The sequence below is a fragment of the Kitasatospora sp. NPDC127035 genome (assembly GCF_042726075.1).
In the GTDB taxonomy this organism is placed as follows: Bacteria; Actinomycetota; Actinomycetes; order Streptomycetales; family Streptomycetaceae; genus Kitasatospora.
In genome coordinates, this window is sequence record NZ_JBHXDN010000021.1 from 30,398 (window position 1) to 46,787 (window position 16,390).

12 protein-coding genes are annotated in these 16,390 nt (G+C 72.5%); 8 read left to right on the forward strand and 4 right to left on the reverse strand.

Annotation, left to right across the window (positions count from 1 at the left end):
• Window positions 1-20: 20 nt before the first annotated feature.
• A complete protein-coding gene (locus tag ACFWIC_RS17040) occupies window positions 21-1,496 on the reverse strand; it encodes an aminopeptidase P family protein (RefSeq protein WP_329949766.1) in 1,476 nt (491 codons plus the stop codon).
• 274 nt (window positions 1,497-1,770) lie between these two features.
• Here ACFWIC_RS17040 and ACFWIC_RS17045 point away from each other — a divergent pair, with 274 nt between their 5' ends.
• Genes ACFWIC_RS17045 through ACFWIC_RS17065 form a run of 5 tightly spaced genes read left to right on the forward strand, consistent with a single transcriptional unit; the run spans window position 1,771 to window position 7,453 of the window.
• Entirely contained in the window at window positions 1,771-3,522 is a 1,752-nt protein-coding gene (locus ACFWIC_RS17045; RefSeq protein ID WP_329949767.1) for an ABC transporter substrate-binding protein, read from the forward strand.
• A 13-nt stretch (window positions 3,523-3,535) separates the two neighbouring features.
• Entirely contained in the window at window positions 3,536-4,495 is a 960-nt protein-coding gene (locus tag ACFWIC_RS17050; protein WP_329875011.1) for an ABC transporter permease, read from the forward strand.
• Window positions 4,492-5,478, forward strand: coding sequence for an ABC transporter permease (locus tag ACFWIC_RS17055; RefSeq protein ID WP_329875013.1), 987 nt, complete (start codon window positions 4,492-4,494; stop codon window positions 5,476-5,478). Before ACFWIC_RS17050 ends, ACFWIC_RS17055 begins: the two co-directional genes overlap by 4 nt.
• Window positions 5,478-6,479 (forward strand): ABC transporter ATP-binding protein, encoded by a 1,002-nt coding sequence (locus tag ACFWIC_RS17060; protein ID WP_329949769.1) that lies wholly within the window; start codon window positions 5,478-5,480, stop codon window positions 6,477-6,479. Before ACFWIC_RS17055 ends, ACFWIC_RS17060 begins: the two co-directional genes overlap by 1 nt.
• Window positions 6,476-7,453, forward strand: a complete 978-nt coding sequence (locus ACFWIC_RS17065; RefSeq protein ID WP_329875017.1) for an oligopeptide/dipeptide ABC transporter ATP-binding protein — start codon at window positions 6,476-6,478, stop codon at window positions 7,451-7,453. Before ACFWIC_RS17060 ends, ACFWIC_RS17065 begins: the two co-directional genes overlap by 4 nt.
• A gap of 190 nt (window positions 7,454-7,643) precedes the next feature.
• On the opposite strand, the gene soxR is transcribed toward ACFWIC_RS17065, so the two are convergent.
• Window positions 7,644-8,381: a redox-sensitive transcriptional activator SoxR gene (gene soxR / locus ACFWIC_RS17070; protein WP_380362772.1), complete on the reverse strand. Its 738-nt coding sequence runs from the start codon at window positions 8,379-8,381 to the stop codon at window positions 7,644-7,646.
• A 74-nt stretch (window positions 8,382-8,455) separates the two neighbouring features.
• Here soxR and ACFWIC_RS17075 point away from each other — a divergent pair, with 74 nt between their 5' ends.
• Window positions 8,456-9,910, forward strand: a complete 1,455-nt coding sequence (locus tag ACFWIC_RS17075) for an MFS transporter (protein ID WP_329949771.1) — start codon at window positions 8,456-8,458, stop codon at window positions 9,908-9,910.
• A gap of 98 nt (window positions 9,911-10,008) precedes the next feature.
• Here the strand turns inward: ACFWIC_RS17075 and ACFWIC_RS17080 are convergent, their stop codons facing one another.
• On the reverse strand, window positions 10,009-12,381 hold the full coding sequence (locus tag ACFWIC_RS17080; RefSeq protein WP_380519194.1) for an immune inhibitor A domain-containing protein: 2,373 nt from the start codon (window positions 12,379-12,381) through the stop codon (window positions 10,009-10,011).
• 127 nt (window positions 12,382-12,508) lie between these two features.
• On the opposite strand from ACFWIC_RS17080, the gene ACFWIC_RS17085 reads away from it, so the two are divergent.
• On the forward strand, window positions 12,509-12,982 hold the full coding sequence (locus ACFWIC_RS17085; protein ID WP_329949773.1) for a MarR family winged helix-turn-helix transcriptional regulator: 474 nt from the start codon (window positions 12,509-12,511) through the stop codon (window positions 12,980-12,982).
• Window positions 12,983-13,067: 85 nt separating this feature from the next.
• The gene (locus ACFWIC_RS17090; protein ID WP_329949774.1) at window positions 13,068-14,168 is read left to right on the forward strand and encodes an LLM class flavin-dependent oxidoreductase; all 1,101 of its coding nucleotides are present in this window, start codon (window positions 13,068-13,070) and stop codon (window positions 14,166-14,168) included.
• A 67-nt stretch (window positions 14,169-14,235) separates the two neighbouring features.
• Here the strand turns inward: ACFWIC_RS17090 and ACFWIC_RS17095 are convergent, their stop codons facing one another.
• The gene (locus ACFWIC_RS17095; RefSeq protein ID WP_380519197.1) at window positions 14,236-16,329 is read right to left on the reverse strand and encodes a prolyl oligopeptidase family serine peptidase; all 2,094 of its coding nucleotides are present in this window, start codon (window positions 16,327-16,329) and stop codon (window positions 14,236-14,238) included.
• Window positions 16,330-16,390: the final 61 nt, after the last annotated feature.

Below are 16,390 nucleotides of genomic sequence, written 5' to 3' on the forward strand. Positions count from 1 at the left end.
GCCGGTCGGCCCGCCCGGGATCAGGCGAGGAGGTCGGCCATCCAGGACTCGATGCCGGCGACGGAGCGCGGCAGGGCGCCGGACATCAGGCGGGCGCCGTCGGCGGTGATGACGAGGTCGTCCTCGATCCGGATGCCGAGACCGCGCAGCTCCAGGGGGAGGGTCTCGTCGTCGGGCTGGAGGTAGAGGCCGGGCTCGACGGTGAGGACGTGGCCCTCCTCCAGGACGCCGTCGAGGTAGGTCTCGGCCCGGGCCTTCGCGCAGTCGTGGACGTCGAGGCCGAGCATGTGGCCGGTGCCGCAGAGGGTGTAGCGGCGGTAGAGGCCGCTGTCCTCGGCGAGGGCCTCCTCGGCGGAGACGCGCAGCACGCCCCAGTCGGCGAGGCCTTCGGCGATGACCCGCATGGCGGCGTGGTGGAAGTCGCGGAACCGGGCGCCGGGGCGCAGCGCGGCGATGCCGGCGCTCTGGGCGGCGAGGACGAGCTCGTAGGCCTGGCGCTGGACCGGGCTGAAGGTGCCGTTGAGCGGGAGGGTGCGGGTGATGTCGGCGGTGTAGAGGGTGTCGGTCTCCACGCCGGCGTCGAGGAGCAGCAGCGCGTTCGGGTCGATGGCGCCGTCGTTGCGGATCCAGTGCAGGACGCAGGCGTGCGCCCCGGTGGCGGCGATGGTGTCGTAGCCGATGCCGTTGCCCTCGGCGCGAGCGCGCAGGTTGAAGACGCCCTCGATCCAGCGCTCGCCGCGGTGGTGGCGCAGTGCGTCGGGCAGTGCGCGGACGACGTCCTGGAAGCCGAGCACGGTGTGGTCGACGGAGAGCTGGAGCTGCTCGACCTCCCAGGCGTCCTTGACCAGGCGCAGCTCGGAGAGGACGGCGGCCAGGGTGGCGTCGTTCTCGGCCCGGGCGGCGGCGCCGGGGCGGCCGGCGGCGGTGTCGAGTTCGCTGTCGATGCCGGCGAGCACGCGGGTGGCGGGCTGGGGGCCGGCGAGGAGCTTGTCGAGGTCGTCGAGGTGTTCGGCGCGGATGCCGGTGAGCCGGGCGGCCTCGTCGAGGTCGGGGCGGCGGCCGACCCAGAACTCGCCGTAGCGGCGGTCGCGGTAGAACTCGGCGCCGCGGACCGGGTCGCCGCCGCGGGGGGAGCGGGGGCGCAGGTAGAGGACGGGCTCGTGGCCGTCGGGACCGGTCGGTTCGAGGACGAGGACGTGGCCGACCTGGTCCTCGCCGGCGAGGCCGGTGAGCCAGGCGTAGGCGCTGTGCGGGCGGAACCGGTAGTCGACGTCGTTGCTGCGGACCTTGAGCCGGCCGGCCGGAACGATCAGCCGCTCGCCGGGGAAGGCGGCGGAGAGCCGGGCGTGGCGGCCCGGCAGCGCGGCGTGGGCGGGGACCCGGTTCGCGGCGGGGAGCGGGGTGGGGGCCCAGGAGGTGCCCATGAAGGCGTCGAGGGCGGGGGAGACGGGGAGGTCGTGGCTGCCGGTGTTGAGGCCGGTCTGACGGAGGGTCACCGGGGGTACTCCTAAGCGGGCTTCCTGGAACGGGATTTCCCTGATCAAGGCCCTTGCGGGTCGGGCGTCGGGCGATCGGGGCGCGGGGGCGGCACGGACACAGCTCGGTAACGGGTCGCGTCACCTCTTGTGCAGTGCAATTTCACATTACTATGTTACGGGTCACACCGAGGAGCGGCTAGACCCCTTGAGGTCGCCCTCCCGGCAGGACCCCGGATCACCCCGGGGCGGACGACGGGCCGGTCACGGTTGGCCCCCCACAGCGGAGTTGCACATGACCAGGCGTACCCAGGCTGCCCTCGCGGCGGCCATCGCGGCGACAATGACCCTCGGCCTCGGGGCCTGTGCCAAGGACAAGAGCGACACCGGCGGTGACGCCGCGCCGAGCTCCACCAAGGGTCCGGGCGCCGAGTCCGGCACGATCATCGGCGGCTCGCCGGTCAAGGGCGGCACCCTCACGGTGCTGACCAACCAGGACTTCGCCCACCTCGACCCGGCCCGCAACTGGGTGCTGCCGCACATGGACTTCGGCACCCGCCTGATCTACCGCACCCTGGTCACCTTCAAGGCCGAGCCGGGTGCCGCCGGCAACGAGATCGTCCCGGACCTCGCCACGGACACCGGCCGCCCCTCCGACGGCGGCAAGACCTGGACCTTCACCCTGAAGGACGGCCTCAAGTACGAGGACGGCACCCCGATCAAGTCCGCCGACATCAAGTACAACGTCGAGCGCTCGTTCTCCCCCGACCTCACCGGCGGCCCCGACTACGCCGTCCAGTACCTCGCCGGCGGCGAGAACTACAAGGGCCCGCTGACCGGCGAGCACCTGCCGAGCATCGAGACGCCGGACGACAAGACCATCGTCTTCCACCTCAAGCGTTCGGTCGCCGAGTTCGCCTACACCGCGACCCTGCCGACCTTCTCCCCGGTGCCGCAGGCCCAGGAGAAGGGCACCCAGTACGACATCCGCCCGTTCTCCTCCGGCCCGTACAAGATCGAGAGCTACGACCGCGGCAAGCAGCTGGTGCTGGTCCGCAACACCAACTGGGACGCCGCCAGCGACACGGTCCGCAAGGCCTATCCGGACAAGATCGTGGTGACCCAGGGCCTCAAGGGCGGCCAGGCCGACGACCGGATCATCGCCAGCGACGGCGCCGACGCCTCCGCCATCGAGATGCCGTGGATGCGCCCCGAGTCCGTGCCGAAGGTGCTGCCCAAGGCGGACGTCAAGGCCCGCATGGTGGCCGAGCGCACGGGTTGTACCGACAGCCTCTACCTGAACACCTCCAAGGCGCCCTTCGACGACCCGAAGGTCCGCGAGGCGATGATGTACGCCGTCGACCGGGAGAGCCAGGTCACCGCGTTCGGCGGCCCCGCGATGGCCGACGTCGCCACCTCCTTCCTGCCGCCGTCGCTGAACGGCGGCACCAAGGCCGACCCGCTGAAGATCCCGGCCACCGGAGACCCGGAGAAGGCCAAGGAGCTGCTGAAGGCGGCCGGCAAGACCGACCTCAAGCTCTCGCTCACCGTCTCGCTCGGTGACAAGACCCGCGGCGAGGCCCTCCAGCAGTCGCTGACCAAGTCCGGCATCCAGGTCACCGTCAACACCGTCGACCCGTCGGCCTTCGCCGACACGGTCGGCGACATCAAGAACGCCCCCGACCTGCTGATCCAGGGCTGGTGCCCGGACTACCCGTCCGCCGCGACCTTCTTCCCGTTCCTCTTCGACGGCCGGACCATCAAGGAGAAGGGCAACCAGGGCAACTACAGCCAGTTCCGTGACCAGGCCACGATGGACCGGATGGACCAGATCGCGGCCATGACGGACGTCAACGAGGCCAACAAGGCCTGGTCGCAGCTGGACGAGGACCTGATGAAGAAGGCCCCGGCCATCCCGCTGATGTGGCAGCGCCGCCCCCTGCTGGTCGGCACCAACGTGGCCGGCGCGTTCGGCAACTCCGGCTACGCAGGCATGATCGACATGGCCGTGATCGGCCTCAAGGACCCCGCGAAGAGCCAGGGCTGAGGGACCGTTCGCGATGAGTAGTACTTCCACTGAGCCCGCTGCCGCGCCCGTCGCGGCGGCGGGCCCCGCGAAGGCCGGGCGCGGGCCCTGGCGGCTGGTCTGGGACCAGCTCTGGGCCCGCGGCGCGGCCCGGTTCGGCCTGATCACGGTCGGGGTCCTGCTGCTGCTGGCAGCCCTGGCCAGTCCACTGAGTGCCCTCGGCGGCTGGTCCCCCGAGGAGTTCGACAAGCGGGCCATCGACCCGTACATGGGCGGCGTGCCCATCGGCGACTTCGGTGGCATCGGCGCCCGGCACTGGTTCGGCGTCGAACCGGTCACCGGCCGCGACCTGTTCGCGCGCGTCCTGCACGGCGGCCAGGTCTCGCTGCTGATCGCCTTCACCGCCACCGCCCTGGTCGTGGTCGCCGGCACCCTCGCCGGCATCGCGGCCGGCTACTTCGGCGGCCGCGTCGACACGGTGCTGTCCCGGTTGATGGACCTCACGATGTCGTTCCCGTCGCTGATCTTCATGATCGCGATGATGTCGGTGGCCAAGGACGTCAACCGGATCCTGCTGATGACCGTGGTGATCGGCATGTTCGGCTGGCCCGGCATCGCCCGGGTGGTCCGCGGCCAGACCCTCTCGCTCAAGCACCGCGAGTACGTCGAGGCCGCCAAGGTCGGCGGCGCCCGCTCCTGGCGCATCCTGACCCGGGAGATCCTGCCGAACGTCTCCGGCCCGATCATCGCGTACACCACGCTGCTGATCCCCGGCATGATCGCCACCGAGGCCGCGCTCTCCTACCTCGGCGTCGGCGTCCGCCCGCCCACGGCCTCCTGGGGCCAGATGATCGCCGAGTCCATCGTCCACTACGAGATCGACCCGACGTACTTCCTGATCCCGACGGCCTTCCTCTTCACCGCCGTGCTCGCCTTCACCCTGCTCGGCGACGCGCTGCGGGACATCCTCGACCCCCGGGGAGGCCGGTCGTGATCCTCTACTTCGGCCGGCGGTTGATCGGCGTGGCCGGCATCCTGCTGACCATCTGCGCCATCACCTTCACCATCTTCTACCTGCTGCCCAACGACCCGGCCGCGGCCGCCTGCGGCAAGACCTGCAGCCCCGAGCGGCTCGCCGAGGTCAAGGCCGCGATGGGCCTCGACGCCCCGATCTGGGAACAGTTCGGCTCCTACCTCTCCGGCATCGTGGCCGGCCGCGACTACGGCAGCGGCCCGAGCGCCGTCCACTGCGGATTCCCGTGCCTCGGCTACTCCTACGAGTACTCGCTGCCGGTCTGGGACCTGCTCGTCGACCGCCTGCCGGTCTCCGTCTCGCTCGCCCTCGGCGCGTCCGTGCTCTGGCTGGCCCTCGGCCTCGGCGCCGGTGTCACCTCGGCGCTGCGCAAGGGCAGCCTCGCCGACCGCGCCCTGATGGTGCTCTCGGTCGGAACCGCCTCGCTGCCGGTCTACTTCACGTCGATCATGCTGATCTGGGGCGTCGTCCGGACCGCCGGCCTGCTGCCCTACCCGGCGTACCACCAGTTCACCGACGGCCCGCTCGACTGGGCCTCCAACCTGCTGCTGCCGTGGATCGCCCTGGCCCTGCTCAACGCGGCCATGTACGCCCGGCAGAGCCGCAACTCGATGATCGAGACCATGGCCGAGCCGTACATCCGCACGGCCCGCGCCAAGGGCCTGCCGGCCCGGACCGTCACCGTCAAGCACGGGCTGCGCTCCGGCATGACGCCGATCCTCACCATCTTCGGCATGGACCTCGGCGGCCTGCTGGCCGGAGCCGTCATCACCGAGTCCATCTTCGGCCTGCCCGGCGTCGGACGGCTCTTCTACGACGGCCTGCTCCGCTCCGACCAGCCCATCATCCTCGGCGTCACCCTGCTCGCGGCCTTCTTCATCGTGGTCGCGAACCTGCTGGTCGACGTGCTCTACGCGTACGTCGACCCGAGAGTGAGGTACTGATGACCGGTCTTCTGGAGGTTGACGACCTCAGGGTCGCGTTCAACACCCCGCGCGGCATCGTCCGGGCCGTCGACGGCATCAGCTTCGCCGTCGAGGCGGGGAGGACCCTCGGCCTGGTCGGCGAGTCCGGCAGCGGCAAGTCCGTCACCTCGCTCGCCGTCATGGGCCTGCACCGCGGCGCCAGCGTCACCGGCTCGATCCGGCTGAACGGCCAGGAGCTCAACGGCCTCGGCGAGAAGGAATTCGGCACCGTCCGGGGCCGGCGGATCGCCATGATCTTCCAGGACCCGCTCTCCAGCCTTCACCCCTTCTACACGGTCGGCGAGCAGATCGCCGAGCACTACCGGGTGCACTTCAAGGCCTCCCGCAAGGCCGGCCGGCAGCGCGCGATCGAGATGCTCACCGAGGTCGGCATCCCCGAACCGGCCCGCCGGGTCGACGAGTACCCGCACCAGTTCTCCGGTGGCATGCGCCAGCGCGTGATGATCGCCATGGCGCTCGCCTGCGAACCGGAGCTGCTGATCGCCGACGAGCCCACCACGGCCCTCGACGTCACCGTCCAGGCCCAGATCCTCGACCTGATCGCCCGGATCCAGCAGGAACGCGGCCTCGGCGTCGTGATGATCACCCACGACCTCGGCGTGGTCGCCCGGGTCGCCCACGAGGTCATGGTCATGTACGGCGGCCGGGCCGCCGAACAGGCCCCCGTGGACCGGCTGTTCGGCACCCCCGCGCACCCGTACACCCGAGGGCTGCTCGACTCGCTGCCCCGCCTCGACGACACCGACGACGCACCGCTGCGGGCGATCCCCGGCAGCCCGCCGTCGCTGATCGCCCCCGCCCCCGGCTGCTCCTTCGCCCCGCGCTGCGCCCGCACCGCCGCCGCCACCGCCGAGGAACACGCCCGCTGCCTGTCCGAGCGCCCGGAGTTCGGGCCGCTCGCCACCGGCCACCAGGCCGCCTGCCATCTGCCGCTGGTGCCGGAAGGAGTCCTCGGATGACCGAGCCCCTGCTGTCCGTCCGGGATCTCGTCAAGACCTTCCCGGGCCGGCGTACCCGTACCGGCCGGCCCGGTGCGCCGATCCGCGCCGTGGACGGGGTCAGCTTCGACGTCGGCGCGGGCGAGACCCTCGGCCTGGTCGGTGAGTCCGGGTGCGGCAAGTCCACCACCGGGCGCATGATCGTCCGGCTGGCCGATCCGACCTCCGGCACCGTGACCTTCGACGGCACCGAGATCGGCGCCCTGAGCCAGGCCCAGCTCCGCCCGCACCGGCGGGAGCTGCAGATGGTGTTCCAGGACCCGTACTCCTCGCTCAACCCCCGGCAGACGGTGGCCCGGATCATCTCCGAGCCGCTGCTGGTGCAGGGCACCGGCGCGGCCGACGCGCGCAAGCGGGCCGGCGAGCTGATGGAACTGGTCGGGCTCATCCCCGAGCACCTGGACCGCTACCCGCACGAGTTCTCCGGCGGCCAGGCCCAGCGGATCGGCATCGCCCGCTCGCTGGCCACCTCGCCCCGCCTGGTGGTCGCCGACGAGCCGGTCTCCGCGCTGGACGTCTCCATCCAGGCCCAGGTGGTCAACCTGATGGAGCGGCTCCAGAAGGAGCTGGGGCTGGCGTACATCTTCATCGCGCACGACCTCTCGGTGGTCAAGCGCGTCTGCGACCGGGTCGCGGTGATGTACCTCGGCCGGATCGTCGAGATCGGCGACAAGCAGCAGGTCTACGGCAACCCGGCGCACCCGTACACCAAGGCGCTGCTCTCCGCCGTCCCGCTGCCGGATCCGGCAGCGGAGCGGGCGCGCGAGCGGATCGTGCTGCTCGGCGACCCGCCGAGCCCGGCCGACCCGCCGCCCGGGTGCAGCTTCCACCCGCGCTGCCCGAAGGCCCAGGAGATCTGCCGGACCGAACGTCCGCTGCTGCAGATCGCCGGAACCGGCGGACGCGAGGCGGCCTGCCACTTCCCGGAGAACTGAGCCGGCCTCCGGGGCCGGGCCGGAGGCGCCGCCGTGCGCCGTCCGGCCGATCGAAGCCGCCGTACCGTCCGACCCCCACGGAGGACGGTACGGCACCACTTGCGCGAGGGTTCCGCCCTCGCGCGTCATGCCCCCGGTCGGGCGCGGCGGGGAACCTCACGAGGGCCGCGCCCGGCCGGGTCCACGCCGGTCACCGCTCGTCGGGACCGGTACCGGCGCCCTCGGGCCCGACGGGATCGGCGGATCCGTCGGGCCCGTCGGCGTCGTCCGGCAGGCTCGCGCCGCAGGGATCGCCCGAGCCTGCGAGGCCGAACGCGGGGCCGTCGGGGCCGTCGGGGCCCGCGAGGTCGCCGATGCCGTCGGGATCATCGGGATCGTCCGGGTCATCCGGGTCGTCCGGGTCGAACTCGTCGTCGAGCAGGCGTCGCGGGCCCGGTCCGTCGGTGCCGAGCGAGTCCTGCGGGTTGAGCACCCGGCAGCGGCGCAGCGAGAGGCAGCCGCATCCGATGCAGCCCGTCAGCTCCTGCTCCAGCCGCTCGATCTCCCGCCGCCGCGCCGTGAGCAGGGCCGCCCAGCGCCGGGAGATCCGCTCCCAGTCGCGCTTGTCGGGCATCCGGTCGGCCGGCAGGCCCTCGAAGACCTCGGCCACCTCGGCCAGCGGGATGCCGAGCCGCTTGGCGACCAGGATCAGCGAGAGCCGGCGCAGCACGTGCCGGTGGTAGCGGCGCTGGTTGCCGGCGGACCGTTCGGAGGCGATCAGCCCCTGGTCCTCGTAGAACCGCACGGCCGAGGGTGCCACGCCGGCCCGACGGGCCACCTCGCCCACGCTCAGCAGGTCGCCCGGCCGCCGGGTCGTGCCGGCCGCGGGGGCCGGGCCGGTCTCCGCGGCCGCGGGGGCTGCGGAAGCTGCGCGGGTCGTGGGGATCACGGGGAGCTTTCGGCGGTGCTGCGCATATCGCGTCCTTGACTTCAAGTTCTCTTGAACTACTAGCGTACCGAAGCGTGACCGACTCCTCGCATGCACCGACCGCCTCCGCCCCCTCCGACCAGGGCGATTACTCGCCGGAGGCAGGGCCGCCGGATTCCTCCGGCGGGTGGGGTGAACTGTTCTCCCGGCGATTCGCCGCCTCGGCGTCGATCCTCGCAGGCGGCGTCGCCCTGTACGCGATGAACCTCTACTTCACGGCCGCCCTGCTGCCCTCGATCGTCGAGGACATCGGGGGCGCCAAGTACTACGCCTGGGTCGCCACGGGCTTCCTGATGGCCGCCGTGATCGCCGCGATGCTGGTCAGCCGGCTGCTGGCGCGGCTGGGCGCCTCCCGCGCCTACCTGGCCGGGTTCCTGGTCTTCGGGGCCGGTGCGGCGCTGACCGCGGCGAGCCCCTCGATGGAGACGCTGATCGTCGGGCGAGTGGTCCAGGGCTTCGGCGGCGGGCTGGTGGCCGGTCTCGGCTACGCGGTGATCCGCACCGCGCTGCCCGAGCGGCTCTGGACCCGTGCGGCCGGCCTGGTCTCGGCCATGTGGGGTGTGGGCACGCTGGTGGGGCCCTCGCTCGGGGGGCTCTTCGCGGAGCTGGGGATCTGGCGCGGGGCGTACCTGCTGCTGCTGGTCGCCGCGCTGGTCCTGGCGGTCCTGGCCCGCCGCTCGCTGCCGGGGCCGTCCGGTACGGGCCAGCACACCGAGCCGCTACCGCTGCCCTCGCTGGTGCTGCTGACCCTGTCGGCGGCCACGTTCAGCATCAGTTCGACGGTGCCGCGCGGCTGGGCGACGGCGCTCTGCATCGGCGCCGGCCTGGTGCTGCTGGCCGGCTTCGTGCTGGTCGAGCGCGGCGGTTCGGCGACCGTCCTGCCCAAGCTGACCTACCGGCGGGGCAACCACCTGAAGTGGATCTACCTGACCGTCGCGGTGTACTGCGCCGGCGTGATGACCGAGACCTTCATCCCGCTGTTCGGGCAGGAGTTGGGCGGGCTGAGCCCGCTGGCGGCCGGGTTCCTCGGGGCGACGGTGTCGGCCGGCTGGACGTCCGCCCAGCTGTTCAGCGTGAACATGGATTCGGCCCGGGCCCGCGAGCTGGCGATCCGGATCGGCCCGGCGGTGCTCACGGCCGGGCTGCTGGCGTACGGGCTGCTCCAGACCGATTCGGCGTCGACCGGCCGGATCCTGCTCTGGGCCGCCGTGCTGATCGTCGGCGGTACGGGCATCGGCATCGCCTTCCCGCACCTGAGCGTCTCGGCGATGCGCAGCACCGACGACGAGGTGGAGGGCTCCAAGGCCGCCGCGGGCCTCAACACCACCCAGCTGATCGCCTACTCGGTGAGCTCGGCCCTGGCCGGCACGCTGGTGAGCGTCGGCGGTGACTCGCGGCTGGACGCGGCCCGGTACATGGTCTTCGGTCTCGGCGGGCTGACCGTGTTCGGTGTGCTCACCGCCGCAATGAGCCTTCGGAAGGCGCGGTAGGTCACGCGCGGAGCCGCCCCGGTCCTCCGTGTGGGGGAGGGCCGGGGCGGCCTACCTGCTACCTGTCCTTCGCGGGGGCCGGCGTCAGAGCGCCGGGGTCAGGACGCCGGGCTCACCCGGACGGTGGTGATCTTCCCGCCCTGGGACTCGCGGACCACCTCGATCTTGGTGTTGGTGTCCGGGACCTTCACCCCGAGCTGCGGGGTGGCCGGGTCGCTGTAGACGCCGGTCCGGTCGTTGAACGCCGGGACGGCCGGCTTGGAGCCGATCCGGACCGGGACGCCGGCCTTGTGCAGCGTGAACGCGGTGGTCGGCTTGAGCGAGAAGGTCGCGTCGTAGGTCTGGGCGCGGCCGTTGACCAGGGTGCCGTCGGCGAAGCGGATCGGCGTCGGGTGGGCGTCGATCGGCAGGATCAGGCCGCCGCCCGGGTGGTCCTTGGTGTTGTTGTCGCCGTACCCGGTGTCCCAGAGCCAGATGAGCACGCCCTCCTGGTAGGGGTAGGTGTCGACGATGTCCTTCTTGCCCTCGACGCCGGTGTAGCCGAAGTTGTACGGGCCGGTCTTGAGGAAGGCGCCGTAGCCGGTGTACCGGCGGTTCTCGACGAGGTAGGCCCGCGGGTGCTGCTTGACGGCGGTGCGGCCGGTGACCACCTCGAAGCCGGTGGCGGTCCAGCCGTTGAGGCCGTTCTCGGCGCCGTCGGCGAACAGTTCGGTGCCGCCGGCGGTGATCTTCACCGCGTCGACCAGCACGCCCTTGCCGTGCGTGTTGCCGTCCGAGGTGACGTGGAAGCGCAGCCGGACGTTCTGCCCGGCGTAGCCGTCGAGCGGGATGTGCAGCTGCCGGAACGCGCCGGACGTGCCGCTCAGGCCCGGGGTGTTGGCGGTGGTGTTGCCGATCGGGGCGCCGTCCACGGTGCCGCCGAGGGGCTTCCAGCTCTTGCCGCCGTCGGTGGAGGCCTCGACCGAGAGGAAGTCGTAGTCCTGCTCGACGTCGTACCAGACCGCCGCGTCGAGGGCGGCCGGGCCGGTCACCGCGCGCAGGTCGACCTCGCGGGCCAGCGCGTTGTCCAGGTTGTCGCCGGTGTCGCTCCACCACTGCTTGGAGCCCTCGCGCGGGTCGGCGAGGTCCGTGCTGGTGGTGCCGTCCGGCAGGTGGACCAGGACGGCCTGGGCCTGGTCGGTGTTGTAGCCGCTGACGCCGAGCGCGTGGCTGGAGCGGGTGGCGGCCTGCGCCTCGTCGTAGTTGAGCCAGCCGAACTGCAGCTTGCTCCAGGCGTCGAGGTCACCGGGGTAGCCGCCGGTGGTGTTCTTGCCCTTGCCCAGGTACGAGCCGGAGGACATCAGCGACCAGAAGTTGACGCTGTTGTCGCCGCCGGAGGTGCTGTACAGGTCGGGCAGGCCGAGGTTGTGGCCGAACTCGTGGGCGAACAGGCCCACTCCGCTGTTCTCGCCGGCCTGGACGTAGTCGTAGACGAACAGGCCGCTGTCGCCGACCGGGGCGCCGCCGATCTTGTTGCCCACCGGGCCGACCTGGCCGGCCGGGTCCGGGAAGGTCCAACTGCGGTGCGCCCAGAGCGCGTCGGCGCCCTGCGTGCCGCCGCCCCAGGTCTCGTCGACGCCGGCGTGGACGACGATCACGTTGTCGAGGTAGCCGTCGGGCTGGCTGAACTCGCCGTTCTTGTCGTGGTCGTAGCGGTCGTAGACGTCGTACTGGGCCAGTTCGGCCTTGATGGCTGCGGCCGGCCTGCCCTTGGCGATCTGGCCGTCGTACCAGGCCTTGACCGCGTCCCGGATGAACTCCTGGCCCTGGGTCCAGGCACCGGAGCCCTGCGGGCCCTTGTTGCTGCCGTACCGGGCCTCGTTGTACGGGAGGGTGACCCAGTTGCTGACGGTGCCCTCGATGTCGTACCGGCCGGAGGACTGGGTGCGGTAGTAGTTGCGCATCGAGACCGCGCCGGGCGAGTCGTCGAAGAACATCTTCTGGTAGTAGTCGCGGCTGAAGTCCTCGGTCCAGAGCGTGTGGTTGTCGCTCTTGCCGGGCTTCGGGATGGTGTTGTGCCGCGGGCCGGGGGTGCCGCCGTAGCGGGGCTGGCCGTTGTGCTGGGTGGTGGTGTCGACCTCGTCGCCGAACTGGGCGAGGATCACGAAGACCTTGTCCTTGCGCTGCTGCGCGAGCTGGACGTAGTCGTTGCCGATCCGGACCTTGGCGGGGGCCCGCCGGTCCGAGGTCTTCGCCGCGACGCCCTTGTTGACCTGCTCCAGGGCCTTGGTGCGGAGCGACTGGCGCTCGCGCTCCTGGGGTGCGAGCGGGCCGGACGGGGCCTCGGCGCCGCCGGCCTCGGCGCTGTCGGCCTCGGCGGCGATGGTGAGGGAGGGGGCGGGGGGAGCGGCCTGGGCTGGGGAGCCGAGGAGCGTGGCCGCTATCGCGCTCGTGGTGAGCGCGGCCGCGAGTACCGCGGACAGTCTGCGCAACTGACCGGTCCTTTCCGGACGGTGGGTGATCTGGTGAAGCGCAGGTAATATTTCACATGTCATGGGTCACACGGAAGATGTCGGCAGGGCCGTCCGGCGGAGCGGGCGGGTCGGTAGCATCTGCCGCATGGGTGAGCGGGCGGAGTGGCTGGACGAGCGCGAGGACGAGGTCTGGAACGGCTTCTTCGAGACCCAGGTGCTCTTCTGGCGCCGCCTCGCCCAGCAGTTGCAGCAGGAGACCGGCCTCTCCGAACCGGACCTCGCCATCCTCCAGGCGCTGCTGGCCGCCCCGGACGGCCGGCTGCGGCAGTACCGGCTCGGTGGCGTCACCCAGTTCGAGAAGAGCAGGCTGCACCACCACCTGAACAGGATGGCCGGCCGTGACCTGGTCGCCCGCGAGTCCTGTCCGGACGGTGAGCGTGGCGCCGTCATCGCGCTCACCGAGCACGGCCGGGCCGCCGTCACCGCCGCACTGCCGCGCCGGGCGGCGCACATCCGCCGCTGGCTGACCGATCCCCTGACCGGGCGTCAGCAGGAAGCGCTGGTCGGGATATCCGCCGTACTGCTGGCCCGGCTGAAGGGCGAGAACCCGGCCGGCTGAACCCCCGGGAGCGGGTTGACGCGTCAACCCGGTGCGCCCATGCTGGGTTGACACATCAACCCGATGGCACCCCGGGGGGACCGCCATGCGCTTCCTGCTCCTGCCCCACGTCCCCGACCAGTCCACGTCGGACCGTGAACAGCTCCGCGAGCTCGTCGACTACGCCGTCTTCGCCGAGGAGGTGGGGTTCGACGCCTACGGCATCGGCGAGCGCCACGACCGCCCCGCCGTCTCCAGCGCGCCGCCCGTCCTGCTCTCCCACATCGCCGCCGTGACCTCGCGGATCCGGCTCTTCACCGCCGTCACCACGCTCGGCATGCTCGACCCGCTGCGCGCCTACGAGGACTACGCCACCCTGGACAACCTCGCCGAGGGGCGGCTCGACCTGATCGTGGCCAAGGGCGCCTACCCGCGATCCTCCCGGCTGTTCGGCGTGACCAAGGAGAACCAGTGGGAGCTCCTCCAGGAGAACTACCGGCTGTTCCGCACCCTCTGGCGTGAGGAGAAGGTGACCTGGGAGGGCCGGCTCGGCCGCTCGCTGGAGGACGCCGAGCCGCTGCCCCGCCCGTACCAGCCCGAGATCCGGATCTGGCACGGAGCCGGGCACAACCCGGATTCCGCCGACTTCGCGGCCCGCCACGGGGACCCGGTCTTCTCGCCCAACGGCGCGGGCCCGATCGGCCCGTACGCCGAGATCGTGCGGCACTACCGGGAGCGCTGGGCGGCGTACGGGCACGATCCGGCCCGCGCCCTGGTCGGCGCGGGAACGGCCGGCTACTTCGGGGCCCGCACCTCGCAGGAGGCCGTCGCGCGCTACCGCCCGGTCTTCGAGGCCCGGTTGAAGGTCAACCGGGCCTTCGACGGCAGCTCGCTCCGGTTCGACGAGGTCGAGGACCTGATCGAGCACGGCTCGGTGCTGGTCGGCAGCCCGCAGCAGATCATCGAGAAGGTGCTGGGTCAGCACGCGCACTTCGGCCACGAGTTGCTGCACCTGCACGTGGACGGCGAGGTGCTCGACCGCGCCGACTACCTCGGCACCCTGGAGCTCTTCTTCTCCGAGATCGCCCCGGTGCTCCGCCGCGAGCTGCCGAGCCGCCCGTTGGACGCGCCTGCGGAGGCACCGTTGGCCGCCCCGTTGGCCGCCCCGGGGGGCGACGGGCGGCCGCGGACGGCGCCGGCGGTGTGACGCGGGGAAGGCCCGGTCGCGCACGCCGCTGCCGCCGCGGATCCCGTGGTGGACCTCGGCGCCGTGCCTACTGAAGCCCCAGTGCCTGCTGCAGGAAGGCGAGTTCGGCTTGGGACAGCTGCTCGTTGACCCCGCCCGGGGTCATGTGGGTGATGCCCGGGAGGGCGAGCAGGTTGTGCGGTCGGCCCGCCCGGGTGAGGGCCTGGGAGAGCAGCAGGGTGTGCGAGGGGTGCACGTTGTCGTCGGCCAGGCCGTGGATCAGCAGCAGGGGGCGGCTGAGCCCGGGCGCGTCGTCCACCAGGCAGTCCGCCGCGTAGCCGTCCGGGTTCTCCCGGGGCAGACCGAGGTAGCGCTCGGTGTACGCGGTGTCGTAGTGGCGGAAGTCGGTGGGCGGCGCGCCCGCACAGGCGGCGTGGAAGACGTCCGGGCGGCGCAGCACGGCCAGCGCCGCGAAGTAGCCGCCGTACGACCAGCCGCGGACGCCGACCCGGGCGAGGTCGAGGTCGGGGTGGAGCTCGGCGAGTGCGTGCAGCGCGTCCACCTGGTCGTCCAGGGCCACCTGGGAGAAGCGGCGGAAGATCGTCCGGGAGAAGTCGGGGGAGACGAACGGGGTGCCGCCGTTGTCGGTGGTGACGACCGCGAAGCCCTGGTCGGCCCACCACTGCTTGAGCTGCCAGCGGCGCGGTTCGTTGGCCACCGCCTGGTAGCCGGGCCCGCCGTAGACGTCGAGCAGCACCGGCAGCCGCCGGCCGGGGACGTGGTCGCGCGGGTACACCACGGCGCTGGGCAGCCGGCGTTCGGTGACCCGGGCGAGCTGCGGTTCGACGCGGAACGGCAGCGCGGCGCAGCGGTCGTCGAGGGTGAGCCCGCCGCCGGGGCCGAGGGTGCGGCGGCGGATGCCGTCCGGCCCGGCCGTGGTGAGCAGGACGGTCTCGCCGGCGGCCAGTGCGGAGTGCGTGCCCGGGCCGTCGGAGAGCCGCTCGGGCGCCCCGCCGTCCGGGTCGACCAGGTGGACGTGCTGGTCGTACGGGTCGCCCTCGCCGGTCTCGCAGAGCAGCCGGCCGCCCAGCCGGCCGACCACCCGGCGGATCTGCAGGCCGGTGGTGTCCAGCGGCTTGCCGTCGAGCGCGAGGCCGCGGGCCCCGGGGGTGTCGTGCACGGTGAGCAGCCGGCCGTCGGCCAGCCGGGCGGGTGTGCCGGGCAGGTCGTCGACCCAGAACTCGTCGCTGGTGCGGGAGAGTTCGCGGGTGGTGCCGGTGGCCGGGTCGGCGCTCAGCAGCAGGACGTGCTGCTGGAGCCGGTCGGCGACGGTGAGCAGCAGCTCGTCCTCGCCGTCCCACCCGGCGGCGCAGACGTACGGGAAGGCCTCGGCGTCCCAGTCCAGGCGGGTGCGGGCGCCGTCGAGGCCGAGCACCCAGAGCTGGACGTCGGCGTTGGGGCCGCCCGCCTGCGGGTAGGCGAACTGCTCGGGCTCGCGGGTCGGCCGGGCCGGGTCGGCGAAGTGGACCGCGGGCAGGGCGGACTCGTCCACCCGGGCGGCGAGGACGGCGCCGCCGTCGGGGCGCCACCAGTGGCCGCGGGCGCGGCCCAGCTCCTCGGCGGCGGCGAACTCGGCGACGCCCCAGCGGGCGCCGTCGGCCGGGCTGAGCCGGAGCGGTGCGGGCGGCTGCCCGGGCGCGGCGGTGACGTAGAGCGCGTCGTCGGCGACGTAGGCGACGCGTTCGCCGGTGCGGGGCTCGGGGCGGGGATCGAAGGCGGGCCCGGCGGTGGGGAGTTCGACCGTCAGGCCGGTGGCGGTGTCGGTGCGGAAAAGTCGGCCGTCCAGGGCGAAGGCGGCGACGGCCAGGTCGGCGGTGGCCGCGTAGGTGCCGATGCCGGCGGCGACGAGCCGGGTCCGTTCGCGCAGCCGGCGTTCGACGGCCGGGAGGTCGTCCCGGTCGCCGGTGCGGTCGGGGGCGAGCGCGGTGGGGTCGGCGACCTCGCGCTCCTCGCCGGTGGTCAGGTCGAGGAGGTGGAGCCGGTCGACCGGGTCCTCGGGACCGCTGGAGCGGAGCAGCAGGAGCCGGGTACCGTCCTGGTTGAGCGAGATCGCTCGCGGGGCACCGAAGCCGAAGCGGCCGGTCCGGGCGCTGAGGGAGAGGTAGGGGTCGGTGATGGTCACCGCCCGATGGTCGCCGTGCGGCGGCCTCGCAGGCCAGTAGGGCGACATGTGAAATGTCACA

Excerpts from the sequence above, each read along its gene's own strand:
- ACFWIC_RS17045 (WP_329949767.1), top strand. The coding sequence starts at position 1,771 with ATGACCAGGCGTACCCAGGCTGCCCTCGCGGCGGCCATCGCGGCGACA.
- ACFWIC_RS17050 (WP_329875011.1), top strand. The coding sequence starts at position 3,536 with ATGAGTAGTACTTCCACTGAGCCCGCTGCCGCGCCCGTCGCGGCGGCG.
- ACFWIC_RS17060 (WP_329949769.1), top strand. The coding sequence starts at position 5,478 with ATGACCGGTCTTCTGGAGGTTGACGACCTCAGGGTCGCGTTCAACACC.
- ACFWIC_RS17065 (WP_329875017.1), top strand. The coding sequence starts at position 6,476 with ATGACCGAGCCCCTGCTGTCCGTCCGGGATCTCGTCAAGACCTTCCCG.
- ACFWIC_RS17085 (WP_329949773.1), top strand. The coding sequence starts at position 12,509 with ATGGGTGAGCGGGCGGAGTGGCTGGACGAGCGCGAGGACGAGGTCTGG.
- ACFWIC_RS17090 (WP_329949774.1), top strand. The coding sequence starts at position 13,068 with ATGCGCTTCCTGCTCCTGCCCCACGTCCCCGACCAGTCCACGTCGGAC.